The organism is Pseudomonadaceae bacterium SI-3, assembly GCA_004010935.1.
Taxonomy (GTDB): Bacteria; Pseudomonadota; Gammaproteobacteria; order Pseudomonadales; family Pseudomonadaceae; genus Stutzerimonas.
In genome coordinates this window covers 823,305-839,050 of sequence record CP026511.1, presented here as the reverse complement: position 1 = coordinate 839,050, position 15,746 = coordinate 823,305, and the positions used below count along the sequence as shown (strand labels likewise).

17 protein-coding genes are annotated in these 15,746 nt (G+C 62.3%); 11 read left to right on the top strand and 6 right to left on the bottom strand.

The features are described from left to right. Positions 1 to 160: 160 nt before the first annotated feature. Entirely contained in the window at positions 161 to 628 is a 468-nt protein-coding gene (locus C1896_04035) for an AsnC family transcriptional regulator (GenBank protein ID AZZ44155.1), read from the top strand. Between the two features lie 171 nt (positions 629 to 799). Here C1896_04035 and C1896_04030 read toward each other — a convergent pair whose 3' ends face one another. From C1896_04030 to C1896_04020, 3 genes are all read right to left on the bottom strand, one after another. Beyond that, the gene (locus C1896_04030; GenBank protein ID AZZ47516.1) at positions 800 to 1,222 is read right to left on the bottom strand and encodes a hypothetical protein; all 423 of its coding nucleotides are present in this window, start codon (positions 1,220 to 1,222) and stop codon (positions 800 to 802) included. A 68-nt stretch (positions 1,223 to 1,290) separates the two neighbouring features. Further along, complete coding sequence (locus C1896_04025; GenBank protein AZZ47515.1) at positions 1,291 to 2,067, bottom strand: endonuclease; 777 nt, start codon at positions 2,065 to 2,067, stop codon at positions 1,291 to 1,293. 309 nt (positions 2,068 to 2,376) lie between these two features. Further along, complete coding sequence (locus C1896_04020) at positions 2,377 to 3,201, bottom strand: pseudouridine synthase (GenBank protein ID AZZ47514.1); 825 nt, start codon at positions 3,199 to 3,201, stop codon at positions 2,377 to 2,379. A gap of 409 nt (positions 3,202 to 3,610) precedes the next feature. On the opposite strand from C1896_04020, the gene C1896_04015 reads away from it, so the two are divergent. From C1896_04015 to C1896_03995, 5 genes are read left to right on the top strand one after another with little or no spacing between them, the layout of a single operon-like run. Continuing rightward, positions 3,611 to 5,422: a thiamine pyrophosphate-requiring protein gene (locus C1896_04015; GenBank protein AZZ44154.1), complete on the top strand. Its 1,812-nt coding sequence runs from the start codon at positions 3,611 to 3,613 to the stop codon at positions 5,420 to 5,422. Further along, positions 5,419 to 6,528, top strand: a complete 1,110-nt coding sequence (locus tag C1896_04010; protein AZZ44153.1) for a mandelate racemase — start codon at positions 5,419 to 5,421, stop codon at positions 6,526 to 6,528. The genes C1896_04015 and C1896_04010 overlap by 4 nt, the downstream gene beginning before the upstream one ends. A 10-nt stretch (positions 6,529 to 6,538) precedes the next feature. Then, complete coding sequence (locus C1896_04005) at positions 6,539 to 7,510, top strand: hypothetical protein (GenBank protein ID AZZ44152.1); 972 nt, start codon at positions 6,539 to 6,541, stop codon at positions 7,508 to 7,510. Next, positions 7,510 to 8,151, top strand: a complete 642-nt coding sequence (locus C1896_04000) for a gluconate 2-dehydrogenase (GenBank protein AZZ47513.1) — start codon at positions 7,510 to 7,512, stop codon at positions 8,149 to 8,151. Before C1896_04005 ends, C1896_04000 begins: the two co-directional genes overlap by 1 nt. Continuing rightward, positions 8,141 to 9,799, top strand: coding sequence for a choline dehydrogenase (locus C1896_03995; GenBank protein AZZ44151.1), 1,659 nt, complete (start codon positions 8,141 to 8,143; stop codon positions 9,797 to 9,799). Before C1896_04000 ends, C1896_03995 begins: the two co-directional genes overlap by 11 nt. Positions 9,800 to 9,811: 12 nt before the next feature. On the opposite strand, the gene C1896_03990 is transcribed toward C1896_03995, so the two are convergent. Then, entirely contained in the window at positions 9,812 to 10,078 is a 267-nt protein-coding gene (locus tag C1896_03990; GenBank protein AZZ44150.1) for a PepSY domain-containing protein, read from the bottom strand. Positions 10,079 to 10,183: 105 nt separating this feature from the next. Next, complete coding sequence (locus tag C1896_03985) at positions 10,184 to 10,543, bottom strand: copper-binding protein (protein AZZ44149.1); 360 nt, start codon at positions 10,541 to 10,543, stop codon at positions 10,184 to 10,186. Positions 10,544 to 10,704: 161 nt separating this feature from the next. Between C1896_03985 and C1896_03980 the strand changes: the two genes are divergently transcribed. From C1896_03980 to C1896_03965, 4 genes are read left to right on the top strand one after another with little or no spacing between them, the layout of a single operon-like run. Then, positions 10,705 to 11,013 carry a peptidase gene (locus C1896_03980; protein ID AZZ44148.1) on the top strand — a complete coding sequence of 103 codons (309 nt, stop codon included), beginning with the start codon at positions 10,705 to 10,707 and terminating at the stop codon, positions 11,011 to 11,013. Then, positions 11,013 to 11,318 (top strand): peptidase, encoded by a 306-nt coding sequence (locus C1896_03975; protein AZZ44147.1) that lies wholly within the window; start codon positions 11,013 to 11,015, stop codon positions 11,316 to 11,318. Before C1896_03980 ends, C1896_03975 begins: the two co-directional genes overlap by 1 nt. Next, positions 11,318 to 11,983, top strand: coding sequence for a DNA-binding response regulator (locus C1896_03970; GenBank protein AZZ44146.1), 666 nt, complete (start codon positions 11,318 to 11,320; stop codon positions 11,981 to 11,983). Before C1896_03975 ends, C1896_03970 begins: the two co-directional genes overlap by 1 nt. Then, positions 11,980 to 13,323: an ATP-binding protein gene (locus C1896_03965; GenBank protein AZZ44145.1), complete on the top strand. Its 1,344-nt coding sequence runs from the start codon at positions 11,980 to 11,982 to the stop codon at positions 13,321 to 13,323. Before C1896_03970 ends, C1896_03965 begins: the two co-directional genes overlap by 4 nt. Before the next feature lie 16 nt (positions 13,324 to 13,339). On the opposite strand, the gene C1896_03960 is transcribed toward C1896_03965, so the two are convergent. Beyond that, entirely contained in the window at positions 13,340 to 13,555 is a 216-nt protein-coding gene (locus C1896_03960) for a hypothetical protein (GenBank protein ID AZZ44144.1), read from the bottom strand. Positions 13,556 to 13,873: 318 nt separating this feature from the next. Here C1896_03960 and C1896_03955 point away from each other — a divergent pair, with 318 nt between their 5' ends. Beyond that, complete coding sequence (locus C1896_03955; GenBank protein ID AZZ44143.1) at positions 13,874 to 14,746, top strand: WYL domain-containing protein; 873 nt, start codon at positions 13,874 to 13,876, stop codon at positions 14,744 to 14,746. The last annotated feature ends 1,000 nt before the right edge of the window (positions 14,747 to 15,746 follow it).

The following is a 15,746-nucleotide window of genomic DNA, read 5'->3' as shown; positions in this document are numbered from 1 at the left end:
GAAAGCTTGCCCAAGCCAGCACACAGCAAGGGATCACCCCGCCGTTGCGCGTTGGATAAAAGTCTGGCCGTGACGAAGAGAGATTTTCTTTCTACTTTTGCGGTGTAAGTGCGATCCCGTGCATGATCCATCCACCAACAACAACAAAAAGAGAACAACCATGCAGACCCCGCTGAGCAGCATCGATCGCAAGATTCTGCTGCTGCTGCAACACAACGCCGACTTGTCCGCTGCCGAGGTCGCCGAAAAGGTCGAGCTGTCGCAATCGCCGTGCTGGCGCCGCATCCATCGCATGCAGGAAGAAGGGCTGATCGAACGTAAGGTCGCCCTGCTCAACCCGAAGAAGCTCGGGTTGAACATGACGGTGTTCGTCAACATCAAGCTCTCCGCCCATGGCCGCAGCAACCTCGACGAATTCGAGCGCGCAGTCGTGGGTTATCCCGAAGTGCTGGAGTGCCACACGATGGCCGGCGAGTCGGATTACCTGCTCAAGGTAGTGGCCAAGGACATCGACAGCTACGAACGCTTCCTGCGTGATCAACTGTTGCAGCGGCCGCATGTTCAGGAAGCACACAGTCATATCGCGATGAGCGAGGTAAAACGGACTACGGAGCTGCCGCTGGATTGATGCCTCTGGTGGTAAGCGTGCCTTTGACGGTGGATAAGGCAGAGCCGTTATCCCCCCTACGAAGCTATGACCGTTCAGTGACTTGTCTAAACAGGCGGAGCGGGCCGGACAGAGGCGTATCGCCGCTTACCGTCTAGCTCGCGTGCCGGCGCGTGTTGTGGGTTTAGCGGGTTATTTCGGAATGCCGCTTACTTGATCGCCAATCCCTGATTGGTGCCGATCAAACCAGCCCTGATTTACCTCCAGGGCATAGCGCCCCGGCTCGCGGGAACAGCGAATTGCGGTGCTCAACGGCTCCAGGTCGATGATGTCAACGATGCGCCCTGACTCGTCCATGAAGGCTGCAGACAGGGGAAGTGGCGTGTTTTTCATCCATAGACAGTGCCGGCGAAAATCATCGAAGCGAAACAGCATGCCGTGGTCTGCCGGCATCTCGGTGCGCTCCATCAAGCCGCGTTCGCGTTCATCCGGGGTGCGCGCGTACTCCGCCTTGAGCCGCGCATCGCCGACTCGCAGATCGAGCGACGGCTCACCCGCACTGGCCATCGATGTCACAACTAAAGCAATAAGGGGCAGCAGCAGCGCGGTAGGCATCGACGAGCAGTCCTCGAATCGGGAAAAGCGGGAGCGAATAAACGGCGTAAGCATATCCGCAAGCATCGCTACTCTTCAGCGACCGGTGCATCGACCGAAACCTGATCACTGTCGCCGTAGCGCTTCTGACAACGCTCACAGTAGAAAGCGCGGCGCTTACTGCGGCCCAGCGACTTGGCTTTGACGAAGGGAATCTTGCAGCGCGGACAGGTGGTTTTGGTATGCGCGAGCCAGTGCGCTTTGAGCGTGCCCTCTCGCTTCCACTGCAGGAACTCAAAGCTGTAGGTCCGGACCTCACGCGTCAGCTCCCTGAGCTTCGGCGCAGAGAGATCGCCGATCAGCGAAAGCGGATGGATGCGGGTGCGAAACAGCACCTCGTTCTTGATGATGTTGCCGGAGCCGGAAAACAGCGTTTGATCCAGCAGTGCATCGCAGGCGAGCAGTCGTGGCCGTTTGCGCAGCTTCCTGAGCGTTGTGCGGTTGTCCCAGGCGTCGCTCATGACGTCCGCTCTCCAGTCGTACGCCTCGTCCAGCGAACCTTCGATGAATTGCACCGAGCAGCCGTAGAAATTCAGCTCACCGTTCGGGAAACCCAGGCTCAGGCGCGGCGCGGATTCCTTGCGCTCATTGATCCGGTAGCTGCCGAATAGCAGCAGGTGGATACGCAAGGAGACGTCGTTCAGCTCGATCAGGAAGTGCTTGCCCCAACTGCGAAACGACCGCACCGTCTGGCCGACCAGGCTTGATTTGTCGAGCTTGCTATTACCCTCCGCGCGCTCGATGGTCTTGCCGGTGAATGCGGCAACTTCTTCGCGAAGGATGACGATGGATGGGCCTTCAGGCATGGCGGCTTTGCTTCGGTGCGGGGACAGGAATATCGACTGGGACCTGACGAGAAGGTGCCGCGACGCTGCCCAGTTGCGCGAGGCGCGGAGTTCTTGCAGGCACCGCAAAACGGCGCGGAAGCGGATCGCCAGCAAGCTGGCTCCTACACAAGCGGTGCGGTGGTCGTACGCACCAGCCTGGGCACGCCAAGGCGGGTTTTACGGGTCGCCAATTCCGCGACCTGCAATGCAGATTATTCCCGTAGGAGCCAGCTTGCTGGCGATCTAGGAGCCAGCGCCCCCACGAAGACGGCGAATAAGCTCTGGAAACTACCAATCCAACTGCAGCCGGCTCTCGAACCGCCGCCGCTCACCGGTCACCGGGTCGACAAACTCCAGACCACGCGCCAGCAGCTTGAGCGGGTTGGCGTAGTCGTCCTGATCACGCCGGCCGCGTTCCAGCAGTTCGGGATAGAACGGGTCGTTGCAGATGCCGGCCCCCAGCGTGGCCATCTGCAGACGCAGCTGATGCTTGCGCCCGGTGACTGGATAAAGCGCATAGCGCCAGAGCTCGCCGCGGCGTTCGAGCACCTCGATGCGCGTCTCGCTGTTGGGTTCGCCGTCGCCCCGCTTCATCAGGAAAAAAGGTTCGCCGTCGACTATGTGCAAGCGTTCATCACGCGGAAAGTCCAGATCAGGCAGCGCTGGGCAGATCGCCTCGTAGCGCTTGTCGATCTTGCGTTCACGAAACAACGCCTGATAGCGCCCGCGACTTTCGGGATTGGTAGAAAACAGCACCAGCCCGGCAGTCAGGCGATCGATGCGATGGATAGGCACCAGATTGGGATTGCCCACACCCTTGCTCAGGCGCGCCAGCAGGGTCTCGTTGACATATTCCCCAGCCGGCATCACGGGCAGGAAGTGCGGCTTGTCCGCTACCAGCAGGTGCTCGTCGAGGTGCAGGATTTGTTCCTCGAAGGGAATTGGCTTCTCGTCTGGCACCTCGCGGAAGTAGTAGACCTTCAACCCGACCTGATAAGGATGCGTCGCCTCCAGCGGCTGCCCGTCGGCGCCAAGTACGCGCCCTCGTACGAAGCGATCAGCCCAGGTGTCGCGGTCAATCGCCGGAAAATGCGCGCACAGGCAGTCGAACACGGTCGCCCAGTTGCCTTGGGGAAGATGCAGGGTGCTGCGAGCGTTTGGGGCGGGCATGGACATGGCGACCGTCTGAGCGAAGAGGCGCGAAATGATACTTCAACATCGCAGCCGAGCCGTGGCAGTTCCGTTGGCTGTCCTCGGCCGGAAGCGATTTCAGCCGCGACGAGGACGGCAGTCCATTTCATACCCTTTTGCCTACCGTCGCGGCGCCGAAGAAGAGGCTCGTCCGTCACCCAAGCGAACTTTCGGGAAACCCTCACGGCACAGTCCGGTCCAGACGTGAACAGCCAGGCATAGGGTTGCGAAGGGCCGCTTCGCTGCGCAGCGCAGCGCAGCGCACGATGGCAGCCTTGAGGTTCCAGCCCCTTGTGTCTGAACGCTCACGCCCAGACCACGCGAGGTTTCCATGGCAATGACAGTCGGTGACTACGTAATCGAACGCCTCTACCAATGGGGCGTGCGCCGCATTTATGGCTACCCCGGCGACGGCATCAACGGTGTGTTCGGCGCGCTGAATCGCTCCAATGAAAAGATCCGTTTCATTCAAGCCCGACATGAGGAAATGGCCGCGTTCATGGCTTCGGCCGACGCCAAGTTCAACGGCGGCCTGGGGGTTTGTATCGCCACGTCCGGGCCGGGTGCGGCGCATCTGATTACCGGCCTCTATGACGCCCGACTGGACCACATGCCGGTGCTGGCAATCACCGGTCAGAAATCGCGTACGTCACTGGGCAGCCACTACCAGCAGGAAATCGACCTGCCGGCGCTGTTCAAGGATGTATCCGGTGCGTTCGTCGAGCAGGCCAGCGCACCGCCGCAGGTTCGGCATTTGATCGACCGGGCGATCCGCACCGCAGTCGGCGAGCGCAAGGTCGCCACCATCATCCTGCCGAGCGACTTGCAGGACGCCGAGTACAGCGAACCTCCCCGCGCCCACGGGGCCGTGCATTCCGGCATCGGCTATACGCTGCCGAAGATGGTGCCCTACGAAGCTGACCTGCAGCGTGCCGCCGAGGTGCTCAACGATGGCAAAAAGGTCGCCATTCTGGTGGGCGCCGGTGCGTTGAATGCCACCGACGAGGTCATCGCCGTGGCCGAGAAACTCGGGGCTGGCGTTGCCAAGGCGCTGCTGGGCAAGGCTGCCGTGCCTGACGATCTGCCTTGGGTCACCGGCTCTATCGGCTTGTTGGGCACGGAGCCGAGCTACAAGCTGATGACCGAGTGCGACACCCTGCTGATGATCGGCTCAGGCTTCCCCTACTCCGAATTCCTGCCTGAAGAAGGTCAGGCCCGCGGCGTACAGATCGACCTCAAGGCCGACATGCTCAGCATCCGTTATCCGATGGAAGTGAATCTTCAGGGCGACTCGGCTGAAACCCTACGCGCGCTGCTGCCCATGTTGCAGGAGAAGACTGAGCGCAAATGGCGCAAGCGCGTCGAAGAGTGGCGCATGGATTGGGAAAGCGTGCTGGAGAAGCGAGCCCTGGTGGAGGCCAACCCGATCAACCCGCAGCGTGTCGCCTTCGAGCTGTCACCACGGCTGCCGGATTACTCGATCATCACCAGCGACTCGGGCTCCTGCGCCAACTGGTATGCCCGCGATGTGAAGATGCGCCGCGGCATGATGGGCTCGCTCTCCGGCGGCCTGGCTTCGATGGGAGCAGCGGTGCCCTACGCCATTGCCGCCAAGTTCTGTCACCCGGATCGCCCGGTAGTGGCGATGGTCGGCGATGGCGCCATGCAGATGAACAACATGGCCGAGCTGATCACGGTCGCCAAGTACTGGAAGGAATGGCAGAACCCGCAGTGGATCTGCTGCGTGTTCAATAACGAGGACCTCAATCAGGTCACCTGGGAACAGCGCGTGATGGAGGGCGACCCGAAATTCGAGGCGTCGCAGGATATTCCCAACGTGCCTTACCACCGCTTCGCCGAATCCATTGGCCTGATCGGCATCTACGTCGACCGCGAAGATCAGGTCGCGGCAGCCTGGGACAAGGCCTTCGCGGCGGATCGGCCGGTGTTGATCGAATTCAAGACCGACCCGGACGTACCGCCACTGCCCCCGCACATCACACTGGAACAGGCCAAAGCTTACGCTTCGGTACTGCTGCAGGGTGATCCGGATCAGGCCGGGATCATCAAGCAATCAGCCAAGCAGGTGCTCAGCAAGTTCATGCCTGGACGTGACAGGGATGAGGGCAAGGACAGGGGATGACCAAGCGTCCGGACGCCGCCATCCGCAGCATGCAGGTGGCGGCCTACCGCATCCCGACCGATGCGCCCGAGGCCGACGGCACCTTCCAGTGGGACGCCACCACTCTGGTAGTGGTGCAGCTCGAGGCCGGCGGCCAGGCCGGGCTGGGCTACACCTATGCCGACGCGTCGCTGGTGCGGCTGATCGAGGGTCATTTTCGCGATCTGCTTGAAGGCGCGGATGCGTTCGCCATTGGCCAGCTCAACGAGCGGCTCTGGGCGAGCGTACGCAACCTGGGGCGCTCCGGCCTCGCAGCCTGCGCCATCTCGGCGGTGGACACGGCGCTCTGGGATCTCAAGGCGCGGCTACTCGATCTGCCGCTGGCGCACCTGCTGGGCATGCGCCGTGAAGACGTCGCTGTCTATGGCAGCGGAGGCTTCACCAGCTACGACGATGGGCGCTTGCGCGAACAGCTGGGCCGCTGGGTACAAGAGGACGGCTGCCACTGGGTGAAGATGAAGATCGGTGCCGACTCGCCGCGTGATGCTGAACGCGTTCGCGTCGCACGCGAGGCAATCGGCGAAGCCGGGCTGTTCATCGATGCGAACGGGGCGCATACACCGCGCAGTGCCATTGCCTTTGCCCACCGCATCGCCGAGCTACAGGTCGGCTGGTTCGAGGAGCCGGTCAGTTCCGACGATCTGGCCGGGCTACGCCAGGTACGTGAAGCCCTCGGCGCCAGCGGCCAGGCCATGGATGTAACGGCGGGCGAATACGCCTACACGCCGGACGACTTTCGCCGACTGGCCGAGCACGGGTCGGTGGACGTGTTGCAGGCGGACCTTACCCGCTGCGGCGGTGTGAGTGGCTTCCTCCAGGCGGCCGGATTGTGTGAGGCATTTCATCTCGACCTGTCTGCGCACTGCGCCCCGGCGCTGCACCTGCACGCCTGCTGCGCCGCGCCGCGCTTTCGTCATCAGGAATGGTTTCACGATCACGTCAGGCTGGAGTCGCTGCTGTTCGACGGAGCGCCACAGGTTGAACGCAGCCGGATAGCGCCGGACCTGGCACGGCCGGGCCACGGCCTGACGTTGCGCGAGGCCGATGCTCGCCGCTACGCAATCTGACGGGGGACTCATGGTTTCACGGACGCAACTCAGGCTACTGGCCGTTGGCGCAACCACTACGCTGGGGCTCGCTGCACTGAGCTGGCAGAAACACGAGAAACGCGGTCGCGGTCTGCTGTTCAGCCCTAGCGAGGGCACCATGGTCGACGCTGCGCGGACGCTTAACCGTGGCGCGGGCTTGCTGGCCACCTCGGTGGCGCTGGACAGCGCGCTGGAGCATTACCGGGGGGATTTCCAGAACCGCGCCATGTACACGCCACTGGCGGCCTCGACGCTCTCGCTGCTGGCCAGCGGTCAAGGCCAGCAGGACCCGGACGCTTTCGCCAGTAAGGTGCGAGATCCGATCTACGTATTGACTGGCCTGACCGGGCTGGTCGGTGCCGGCTTTCACCTCTACAACGTGACCAAACGTCCCGGTGGCCTGAGTTGGAGCAACCTGTTCTATGCGGCGCCATTGGGAGCGCCCGCCGCGCTGGTGCTGTCCGGCCTGCTCGGGTACTACTCCGAACGTTTGCGCAACGCCAGTGGTGATGCTGTGCCTCGGGTGTTTGGCCTACCGGCCGGCAAGTCGGTCGCAGTGATGGCCGCTGCCGGCCTGCTCGGCACCACAGCCGAAGCCGGGCTGCTGCACTTTCGCGGCTCGTTTCAGAACCCGGCCATGTACCTGCCCGTGACCGCCCCGCCGCTCGCCGCCGCGCTGCTCGCCACCAGCGCCCTGACCAGCCCGCGGCGGCGACGGCTGCGCTGGGCGTCGCGCCTGGTGCTGCGCTTCACTGCCTTCATGGGCTTTGCCGGTGCCGGTTTTCACGCCTTGGGGATCGCTCGCAACAACGGCGGCTGGCGCAACTGGCGACAGAATCTGCAGGCCGGGCCGCCGCTGCCAGCCCCGCCAAGCTTCACCGGCCTAGCGCTGGCCGGGCTGGCCGCGCATTCGCTACTGGATGAGGAAAAGGAACTTGCCCAATACCGATGGTGGAAATGATGAACAACCGCTACCCCGACTACGACGTGTTGCGCAAACGCCAAGGGCCATCGTGGAACGAGCCGAGCCGTCAGGTCGTCGACCGCCGGCTGGCGGTGCCGCGCGAACACGGTTTTTTCAACACGACGCAACGACGCACGCTGGAGGCATTGTGCGAGCGCATCGTCCCGCAGCCAACGGATCGACCACCGATACCGGTCGCCGCGCTGGTGCAATTCAAGGTCGCCGAGGGACGTGGCGACGGCTACCGTGATGCGCGACTGCCTCCGCTGCAGCAGGCCTGGCCGCTCGGCCTCGACGCCCTCGACAGCGAAGCGCAGCAGCGCCATCAATGCTGTTTCGCGGAGTTGGCCGCAGCCGAGCAGGACGCACTGATCGCCGCCATGCAGCGCGACGAGCTGAACAGCGCCGCTTGGCAAGGCATGCCCGCCGCCGCCTTCTTCAGCCACCGCGTGGTGCACGACATCAGCGCCGCCTACTACAGCCACCCGACCGCTTGGAACGAACTCGGCTTCGGCGGCCCGGCCAGCCCACGCGGCTACGTGCGCCTCGCCGAAGACAGCCGCGACAGCTGGGAAGCCGCCGAAGCTCATCCCGGCGAAGAAGCCAAAGCCAGCAAGTTGAACCGCCATGTCCGCTGATCGACTACTGGATGCGCTTTATCACCCACGCGGCGGTGCCGGTCGTGCGCCGGATGTCTTCCAGCGCCATGGCTGGGTGCCGATGCGTGAATATCCGGAGCACGAGCCAGTGGACTTCGCCATTGTCGGCACCGGCGCGGGTGGCGGCACCCTCGCCTGCAAGCTGGCCGAAGCCGGCTTCTCGGTGGTCGCTTTCGACGCTGGTGCCTGGTGGCGACCGCTGGAGGAATTCGCCTCTGACGAGGCGCATCAGGAAAAACTGTTCTGGACCGACGAACGCCTGTGCGACGGCGAAAACCCGCTGAAGCTCGGCACCAACAACAGCGGCAAAGCGGTCGGCGGCAGCACGGTGCACTTCGCCATGGTCTCGCTGCGCATGCGTCCCGAGTGGTTCAAGGCGCGTTCGCTGCTCGGCTACGGGTTCGACTGGCCAATCGATTGGCAGGAGATGTGGCATTACTACGAAGAGGTCGAGCAGGCACTGAAAATCGCCGGTCCGGTGCGCTATCCGTGGGGCCCGAAGCGCCCCCGTTACCCTTATCGACAGCATGAGGTGAATGCTTCCGGCCTGGCATTGGCCAAGGCCTGCGAAGCCATGGGCGTGGACTGGGCACCGACACCCCTGGCGACGCTCTCGGCGCCGCGCGACAACGCGCCGCCCTGCGTCTACCGCGGCTTCTGCGTCACCGGTTGCTCGACGAATGCCAAGCAGAGCGTGTTGAACACCTGGATTCCACGGGCATTGAAGGCCGGCGCGGAGATTCGCGACCTGGCCATGGTGGGTCGCATCGAAACGGACGCCGATGGCCTCGCCAACGGCGTGCATTACCACCGTAACGGCGAGTGGCGCTTCCAGCGCGCACGCCATGTAGTGGTCGCTGGCTATGCCATCGAGACGCCGCGGCTGCTGCTCAATTCAGCGAACCCGCGTCATCCGGACGGGCTCGCCAATAGCAGCGGTCTGGTCGGCAGGAATCTGATGGTGCATACCAACCAGGCGGTGTGGGGGCGTGTCGATGAAGAGATCCGCTGGTACAAGGGGCCGCCATCGCTAGCGATCACCGAGCACTGGAACTATGAGGACCGCGGCAAGGATTTCCATGGCGGCTACGCGATCATGAGCCAGGGGCCGTTGCCGGCCGCCTGGGCTGCGACTCAGACCGGCAATCACGGTCTCTGGGGACAGGCGCTGGTGGATGAAATGGCGCACTACAACCATCAGGTCGGGCTGAAGATCGTCGGCGAGACACTGCCGCAAGAGCGCAACCGCGTTTCCCTCGCCGAGGAAAAAGACCAGTACGGACTACCCATCGCTCGGGTCACCTGGTCGATGGGTGACAACGATCAACGGTTGGTAGACCACTCCATCGACTTCATGCGCCGTGGTCTGGAAGGCATGGGTGCGCGTGACATCTGGAGCGAAGCAGACGGTACCGCGCACCTGATGGGCACCGCACGTATGGGCTACGACCCGGCTACCAGCGTGGTGGATGGTGACTGCCGCAGTTGGGACATCCCCAACCTGTGGATCTGCGACGGGTCCGTGTTTCCGACCTCGGGTGGCGTGAACCCCTCATTGACCATCCAGGCCATCGCCTGCCGCACCGCAGACCGCATCTGTGAGCTGGCGGCCCGCGGTGAGTTGTAACCTGTCGAGCTGTCAGTCTTCCTCGTCCAGCATGATCTTGCCGGTCGTGCCTTCCATCTGGAATTCGTACTTCTTGCCATCAGCTTTCAGGCCCTTGCCTTCCCAGCTCTTGTCGTCGACTTCCAGGCTATGCAGCTCGGTGTAGCCCGCCGCCTTGGCCTTTTCCATGGCCTGCTCGAAGGTAATCCAGTCAGCGCCCGGCGAGTCAGCCAGTGCGATGGTGCTGGTAGAACCCAATACGGCAATGGCAAGCGCGGCGGTCAGTTTCTTGTGATACATGGTCAATCCTCTCTGCTGAATGAGCGTTGGGCGTATGACAGCCCTGTTACATACGAGCAACATCAGTCATCGAGGGTTCATCGCAATTCGTCTGGAATGCGCCTTTCAGGGCTTCTCGATGGACACCAGAGCCGCTTCGTCGCCCTCACTCTGGAAGCTGATGCGAACCTGATCACCAGGTGAAAGCCCCTCCAGCTGCTCGCGCAGAGCCTGGAAGTCCATGGTCGCTGCTGGCCACTTCAACGCGGGGATCGGACCATGAACGATGGTCACCACACCCCGCTCACGATCCAGGGCTTCGATGGTGCCAGTGGCGTGAATCACCGGCTCGGAAACCATCTCGGTGGCGGGTCCGCCGTTGATCTCTGGCGAACCCGTGGGCCCCTCAGGCTTGAGCAGATCCTGGGCCAGCGCAGGCGGGGCGAGCAATATCAGGCTGAGCGTGACGCAATGGAATATCTTCATGGCAGACCTCCCGCAACAGGTGGACGTACCTTGTATTGGACAATGCCGCGGCGAGGATTACTGCCCACCTGCGCCCCCGTCTCACGACGCCTCGTTCAGTTTCGCGTAAGCCGCGCCTCGTAACCTGTGAATCGTCGAAACCCACACAGGAAAACGAAACCATGAAAACACTGACTACGCTGATCACTGCCGCCACCCTCGCCCTCGGCGCCAACCTGGCCATGGCCCGCGATCTGGGACCGGATGAAGCTTTGAAGCTGCGCGATGCGGGCACCATCCAATCCTTCGAGAAACTCAACGAAGCTGCACTGGCCAAGCACCCCGGGGCTACCGTCGAGGAAACCGAACTGGAAGAAGAATACGGTCGCCACATCTATCAGGTTGAATTGCGCGACGACAAAGGTGTGCAATGGGACCTGGAGCTCGACGCCAAGACCGGCGAAGTACTCAAGGACCATCAGGACGACTAATGCGACCCGCCCCTCTTCTCATCATTCCACTGACCTTGCTGCTCGCCGCCACTCCGGTGGCGAGCCGCGACCTGGATCAGGATGAAGCCCTGCGCCTGCGTCGCGAGGGGCTGATCCAGCCGTTGGAAAGCCTGTTGAACCAGGCGATGGAGCGCCACCCCGGCGCCCGGCTGCTGGAAGCCGAACTGGAAGAAGAGGATGGCATCTACGTTTACGAGATCGAACTGCTGACTGCAGACGGCGTCGCCCGCGAGCTGGAACTGGACGCGCGCGACGGTCGTCTGCTCAAGGACGAAGAAGACTGATGCGCCTGTTACTGGTCGAAGACAATGTGCCGCTGGCCGATGAGCTGGTCGCCAGCCTCACGCGCCAGGGCTATGCCACCGACTGGCTGGCAGATGGTCGCGACGCCGACTATCAGGGCAGCAGCGAACCCTATGACCTGATCGTTCTGGATCTCGGCCTGCCTGGCAAGCCGGGGCTCGAGGTGTTGCGCGCTTGGCGTAGCCGAGGCCTGGCAACGCCGGTGCTGATCCTGACGGCGCGCGACTCCTGGGCCGAACGCATCGAAGGGCTGAAAGCCGGTGCCGACGACTACTTAACCAAACCCTTCCATCCCGAAGAGCTGCTACTGCGTATCCAGGCACTGCTGCGGCGCGCCCACGGCGTAGCCAACCAGCCGTTGCTGCAGGCAGGAGGAATAGCCCTGGACGAAGCACGCCAGCGCTGCCACAAGGATGGTCAGGACATCGAACTGACCGCTGGCGAATTTCGTCTGCTGCGCTATTTCATGCTGCATCCCGGCCAGCTCATGTCGAAAACCCAGCTGGCCGAACACCTTTACGACGGCGAAACCGAGCGTGACTCCAATGTCATCGAAGTGCACGTCAACCGACTGCGCGGCAAGCTCGGCCGCGAGCTGATCGAAACCCGCCGCGGCCAGGGCTATCGCTTCGGCGGCGCGCCTTGAAGTCGATCCAGCGCAGTCTCAGTATCGGACTGATCTCGGTGCTGCTGCTGGTCGGACTGTTGCTGGTCCAGAGCAGTCTCTGGCTGTTCGAGTCGGGCCTGCGGCGCAACCTGGCCACCGATCTACGGGAAGAGACCGAAGGCCTGCTGATGGCCGTGGTTCAGGGCCCGGAGGGGTTTGTGCTGGATTCGAGCCGGCTCAACCCTCGTTATCAACGCGCATTTTCCGGCCACTATTTCCGCATCGACCTGCCGGCGCGCAGCTGGCGCTCACGCTCACTGTGGGACGCGGATCCGACCTGGCCGGCTGGCAATGGCATGGCCGAGGATCTGTTGGATGGCCCGCAGGATCAGCGGCTGTTGGCTTATCGAGCCACCTACCGGCGCGACGGGCAAACCATCACCATCAACGTGGCGCAAGATTACACGCCCATCCTCAATAGCTTTACCCAGGTCAGGCTCAGTGGCTTGGGACTGGTCGGCCTGGCGCTGCTGGTGTTGCTGTTGCTGCAACGCTACGCCGTCAAGCTCGCCATGCGGCCGCTGGAGCGAGCGCGCCAGCAGATTGCGCAGCTGCAGCAGGGGCAACGTCAGCAATTGGACGTTCAGGCACCTATCGAACTGCAGCCGCTCGTGGAGCAGATCAATCATCTGCTGGCGCACACCGACGACACCCTGAAACGCTCACGCCATGCGCTGGGCAATCTGGGCCACGCATTGAAGACGCCCCTGGCCGTGCTCGGCAGCCTGGTTCGACGTGAGGAAATGGCAGCGCATCCGGAGCTGCAGGCCAGCCTTGCGGAACAGCTCGAGCAGATTCAACAACGGGTCACGCGGGAACTGGGCCGCGCACGCCTGGCTGGCGACGTGCTGCCCGGCAGCTATTTCGATTGCGCCGCAGAACTCGCCCCGCTGTTCGAAACGTTGCGGATGATCCACCGTCGGGATCTCGATCTGCATTGGAATAGCCATGAAGGATGCCGCTTGCCTTGGGACCGTGAAGACATGCTGGAGCTGCTCGGCAACCTGCTGGACAACGCCTGCAAATTTGCCCGGTCGCAGGTGCGGCTGACGATCGCCCCGATCAGCGACGGCTATCTCATCTCAGTCGATGACGATGGGCCGGGCATCCCGACGGAACGTCGCGAAGCAGTGCTGGAGCGCGGCATCCGCCTCGATGAACATGCCGAAGGGCATGGGCTGGGGCTTGGTATCGTGCGCGATATTCTGGTTGCTTGGCGGGGTGAGCTGTCAATGGAGCAGAGCGAGCTAGGAGGGCTCTGCGTACGCGTCCGCCTTCCGATGCAACGCAAAGGGCAGATACAGCGGAGCGGGTCGTAGCGGATGACGCGGAGAGTTACGGGGCGCGTGCCAACTCGTTGCGCATGTCTTCCAGAAGGGTCTCAACCAGCAGACCGTTCTGAACCTGTCGGCCCGACATCATCCGAGTGGCCTCGGTGCCGTTGAGCGGATAACCGACACGGACGACCAGGTAACCGTCTTCTTGCGGTTCCACGCGGGTCTTGTAATCAGGCGGAAAATTATCGGCAAGGTGACGGGACAGGGTTTTCATGGGGGCCTCGTGCGCTGGGTCTGAAACAAAGACCCTGCTTTACACTCGGAGATTCCAACCACTCATCGGATGGCTGTTCATCGGCAACGAAACTGTAACCACCCCTCACTTCCGTTCGTTAGCACCGTAAGCCAGCCACGCCAGAACGCCCATTCCGGCAAAGGCAGTCAACGAAAAAATAAGCGCATTCAATAACAGGCTCATGGGGGCGTTCCTCTATCTGCTTGCTTGAAGTACGCCCTGAATATATGTAGCTTCGCACGACACGTCGAGTCACCCGATAGTCGCACGTAAACATTTCCAACAGATGGGGCGCGCATGAAACGCAAGCAATCGATCAGTCAGGTTCGCTGGGATCTGGCACTGCGGTACCGCCTGATCGAGACGATTGCGTGGTGGGAAGGCCGCCTGACCACAGGTCACCTGATGCAAAGTTTTGGCATCAGCCGGCAGCAAGCGTCGAAGGACATCAACACCTATCTGAACGAACATGCGCCGGAAAATCTTACATATGACCGCCATCTGAAAGGCTATAAGCCGAGCCCGCAGTTCGAGCCGCTGTTCATCGATGGCAGCGCCAGCGCATACCTGCACCTGCTGGATCAGAATCGCGACCGCGCCCCGCATATCGAAGGCCTGGCGCTGGCTTACGCCCACACCGAAGTGCTGCACATGCCTGACCGCAGCATCCGGCCCGAGGTGCTGCGACCGATTCTCAAGGCCTGCCGCGAAGGGCTGCGCCTGGAAACCGAATACGTCTCCCTCGCCCACCCGGATGTCGAAATCCGCGTGATGGCACCGCACACCCTGGTGTTCACTGGCACCCGCTGGCATGTGCGCGCCTATTGCGAGAAGAACCGTGGCTTTCGCGACTTCGTCCTCAGCCGCTTCCGTGGTGAACCGGACCTGATGGATGAAAGCGAGAACAGGCTCGAGCAGGACGAAGCCTGGAACACACCGGTAGATGTGGTCATCGAGCCGGATGTGCGACTCAGTGCGGAGCAGAAATCGATCATCGAAACCGATTACGGCATGCAGGACGGTGAACTGCGCATCGCCACCCGCGGGGCGTTGGTGCAGTACGTATTGCAGCGCTATCAGATCGACCCCAACACCGTGCAGGCGAACGCTGCGGCGCAGCAGATTCAAGTGAGGAATCTGCAGGGGCTGAAGGTGTGGTTGTACACATGACCATTACCAGCGGCCGCCTTCCCTGTAGGGGCGAATTTATACGCCCGCCTTCATCCGCCAGGCCGATTGCGAGCGGAGCGGCTACGAGTCGGGTAACGCACTGGCCCGTCGCCATTCGTAGGAGCGAGCTTGCTCGCGATCCGGCGTCGGAGGCACAACTAGATTTAGTAGACAAAGCGCATAAGGTGGCCCGTACCTCAGGTTTCGCCCTGCTGGGCGAGTCACTTTTTCCAAACGCCGAAAAAGTAACCAAAAACGCTTGCCCCTGCATCCGGGTCTCGCTTCGCTCGACTCCCCTCATTCCATCCACACTCCGGGGGCCGGCGTACAAGGGCCATCCCTGGCCCTTTACGCCTCTCGCGGCATCCATGCCGCTCGCGCCCCTCCGCGCGGATTCCATTCGGCCTCCTGAAAGGGGCCTTCGGCGTCGTCTGCTGGTTAGTTCGTCAGCAAACAAGCAAAGCGTGCTTCTTTTGCTGTTTGCGAAGTTTCAGACAACTCGGACCCAATCCCCCTTCAGGAGGCCGAGCGTAGGCGCTGCGCAGGGGGACGCGAGGCATGGATGCCGAGCGAGGAGCGATGGGCCAGGGATGGCCCTTCGCGACGCCCCCCGGAGCAGCGCCGGAGGGAGGGAAGTTTTGCGCAGCAAAACCCGGATGTTGGGGTGGCCTTCTTTTTGGTTACTTTTTCTTGGCCATTCAAGAAAAAGTGACTCGCCCAGCAGGGCGAAACCCATGCCGCGGCGCCCACCGCCAATGGGCTATACCCCGAATATCCAAAGCTTCGTAGGGTGGAAAACTGCAAAGCATTTTCCACGACCGTCGGCGCACGACTCGTCAGCACTTCACCTCCCAGAAAGTCCGTGGGTAAGCTTCGCGTTACCCACCCTACATACAGTCCTTACAACCGTTTCGTTGCACGCCCGATCAGACACCACCGGTGTCGCCCCTTTCAGAAGGCCGAGTACAGGCTGCGTGGAAGGGCAAGCAATTCGGCATCC

Coding starts and splice junctions, on each gene's coding strand:
- C1896_03980 (AZZ44148.1), top strand. CDS start 10,705: ATGAAAACACTGACTACGCTGATCACTGCCGCCACCCTCGCCCTCGGC.
- C1896_03995 (AZZ44151.1), top strand. CDS start 8,141: ATGTCCGCTGATCGACTACTGGATGCGCTTTATCACCCACGCGGCGGT.
- C1896_03975 (AZZ44147.1), top strand. CDS start 11,013: ATGCGACCCGCCCCTCTTCTCATCATTCCACTGACCTTGCTGCTCGCC.
- C1896_04000 (AZZ47513.1), top strand. CDS start 7,510: ATGAACAACCGCTACCCCGACTACGACGTGTTGCGCAAACGCCAAGGG.
- C1896_03955 (AZZ44143.1), top strand. CDS start 13,874: ATGAAACGCAAGCAATCGATCAGTCAGGTTCGCTGGGATCTGGCACTG.
- C1896_03990 (AZZ44150.1), bottom strand. CDS start 10,078: ATGTATCACAAGAAACTGACCGCCGCGCTTGCCATTGCCGTATTGGGT.
- C1896_04010 (AZZ44153.1), top strand. CDS start 5,419: ATGACCAAGCGTCCGGACGCCGCCATCCGCAGCATGCAGGTGGCGGCC.
- C1896_04025 (AZZ47515.1), bottom strand. CDS start 2,067: ATGCCTGAAGGCCCATCCATCGTCATCCTTCGCGAAGAAGTTGCCGCA.
- C1896_03960 (AZZ44144.1), bottom strand. CDS start 13,555: ATGAAAACCCTGTCCCGTCACCTTGCCGATAATTTTCCGCCTGATTAC.
- C1896_03985 (AZZ44149.1), bottom strand. CDS start 10,543: ATGAAGATATTCCATTGCGTCACGCTCAGCCTGATATTGCTCGCCCCG.
- C1896_04015 (AZZ44154.1), top strand. CDS start 3,611: ATGGCAATGACAGTCGGTGACTACGTAATCGAACGCCTCTACCAATGG.
- C1896_04035 (AZZ44155.1), top strand. CDS start 161: ATGCAGACCCCGCTGAGCAGCATCGATCGCAAGATTCTGCTGCTGCTG.
- C1896_04005 (AZZ44152.1), top strand. CDS start 6,539: ATGGTTTCACGGACGCAACTCAGGCTACTGGCCGTTGGCGCAACCACT.
- C1896_04030 (AZZ47516.1), bottom strand. CDS start 1,222: ATGCCTACCGCGCTGCTGCTGCCCCTTATTGCTTTAGTTGTGACATCG.
- C1896_03970 (AZZ44146.1), top strand. CDS start 11,318: ATGCGCCTGTTACTGGTCGAAGACAATGTGCCGCTGGCCGATGAGCTG.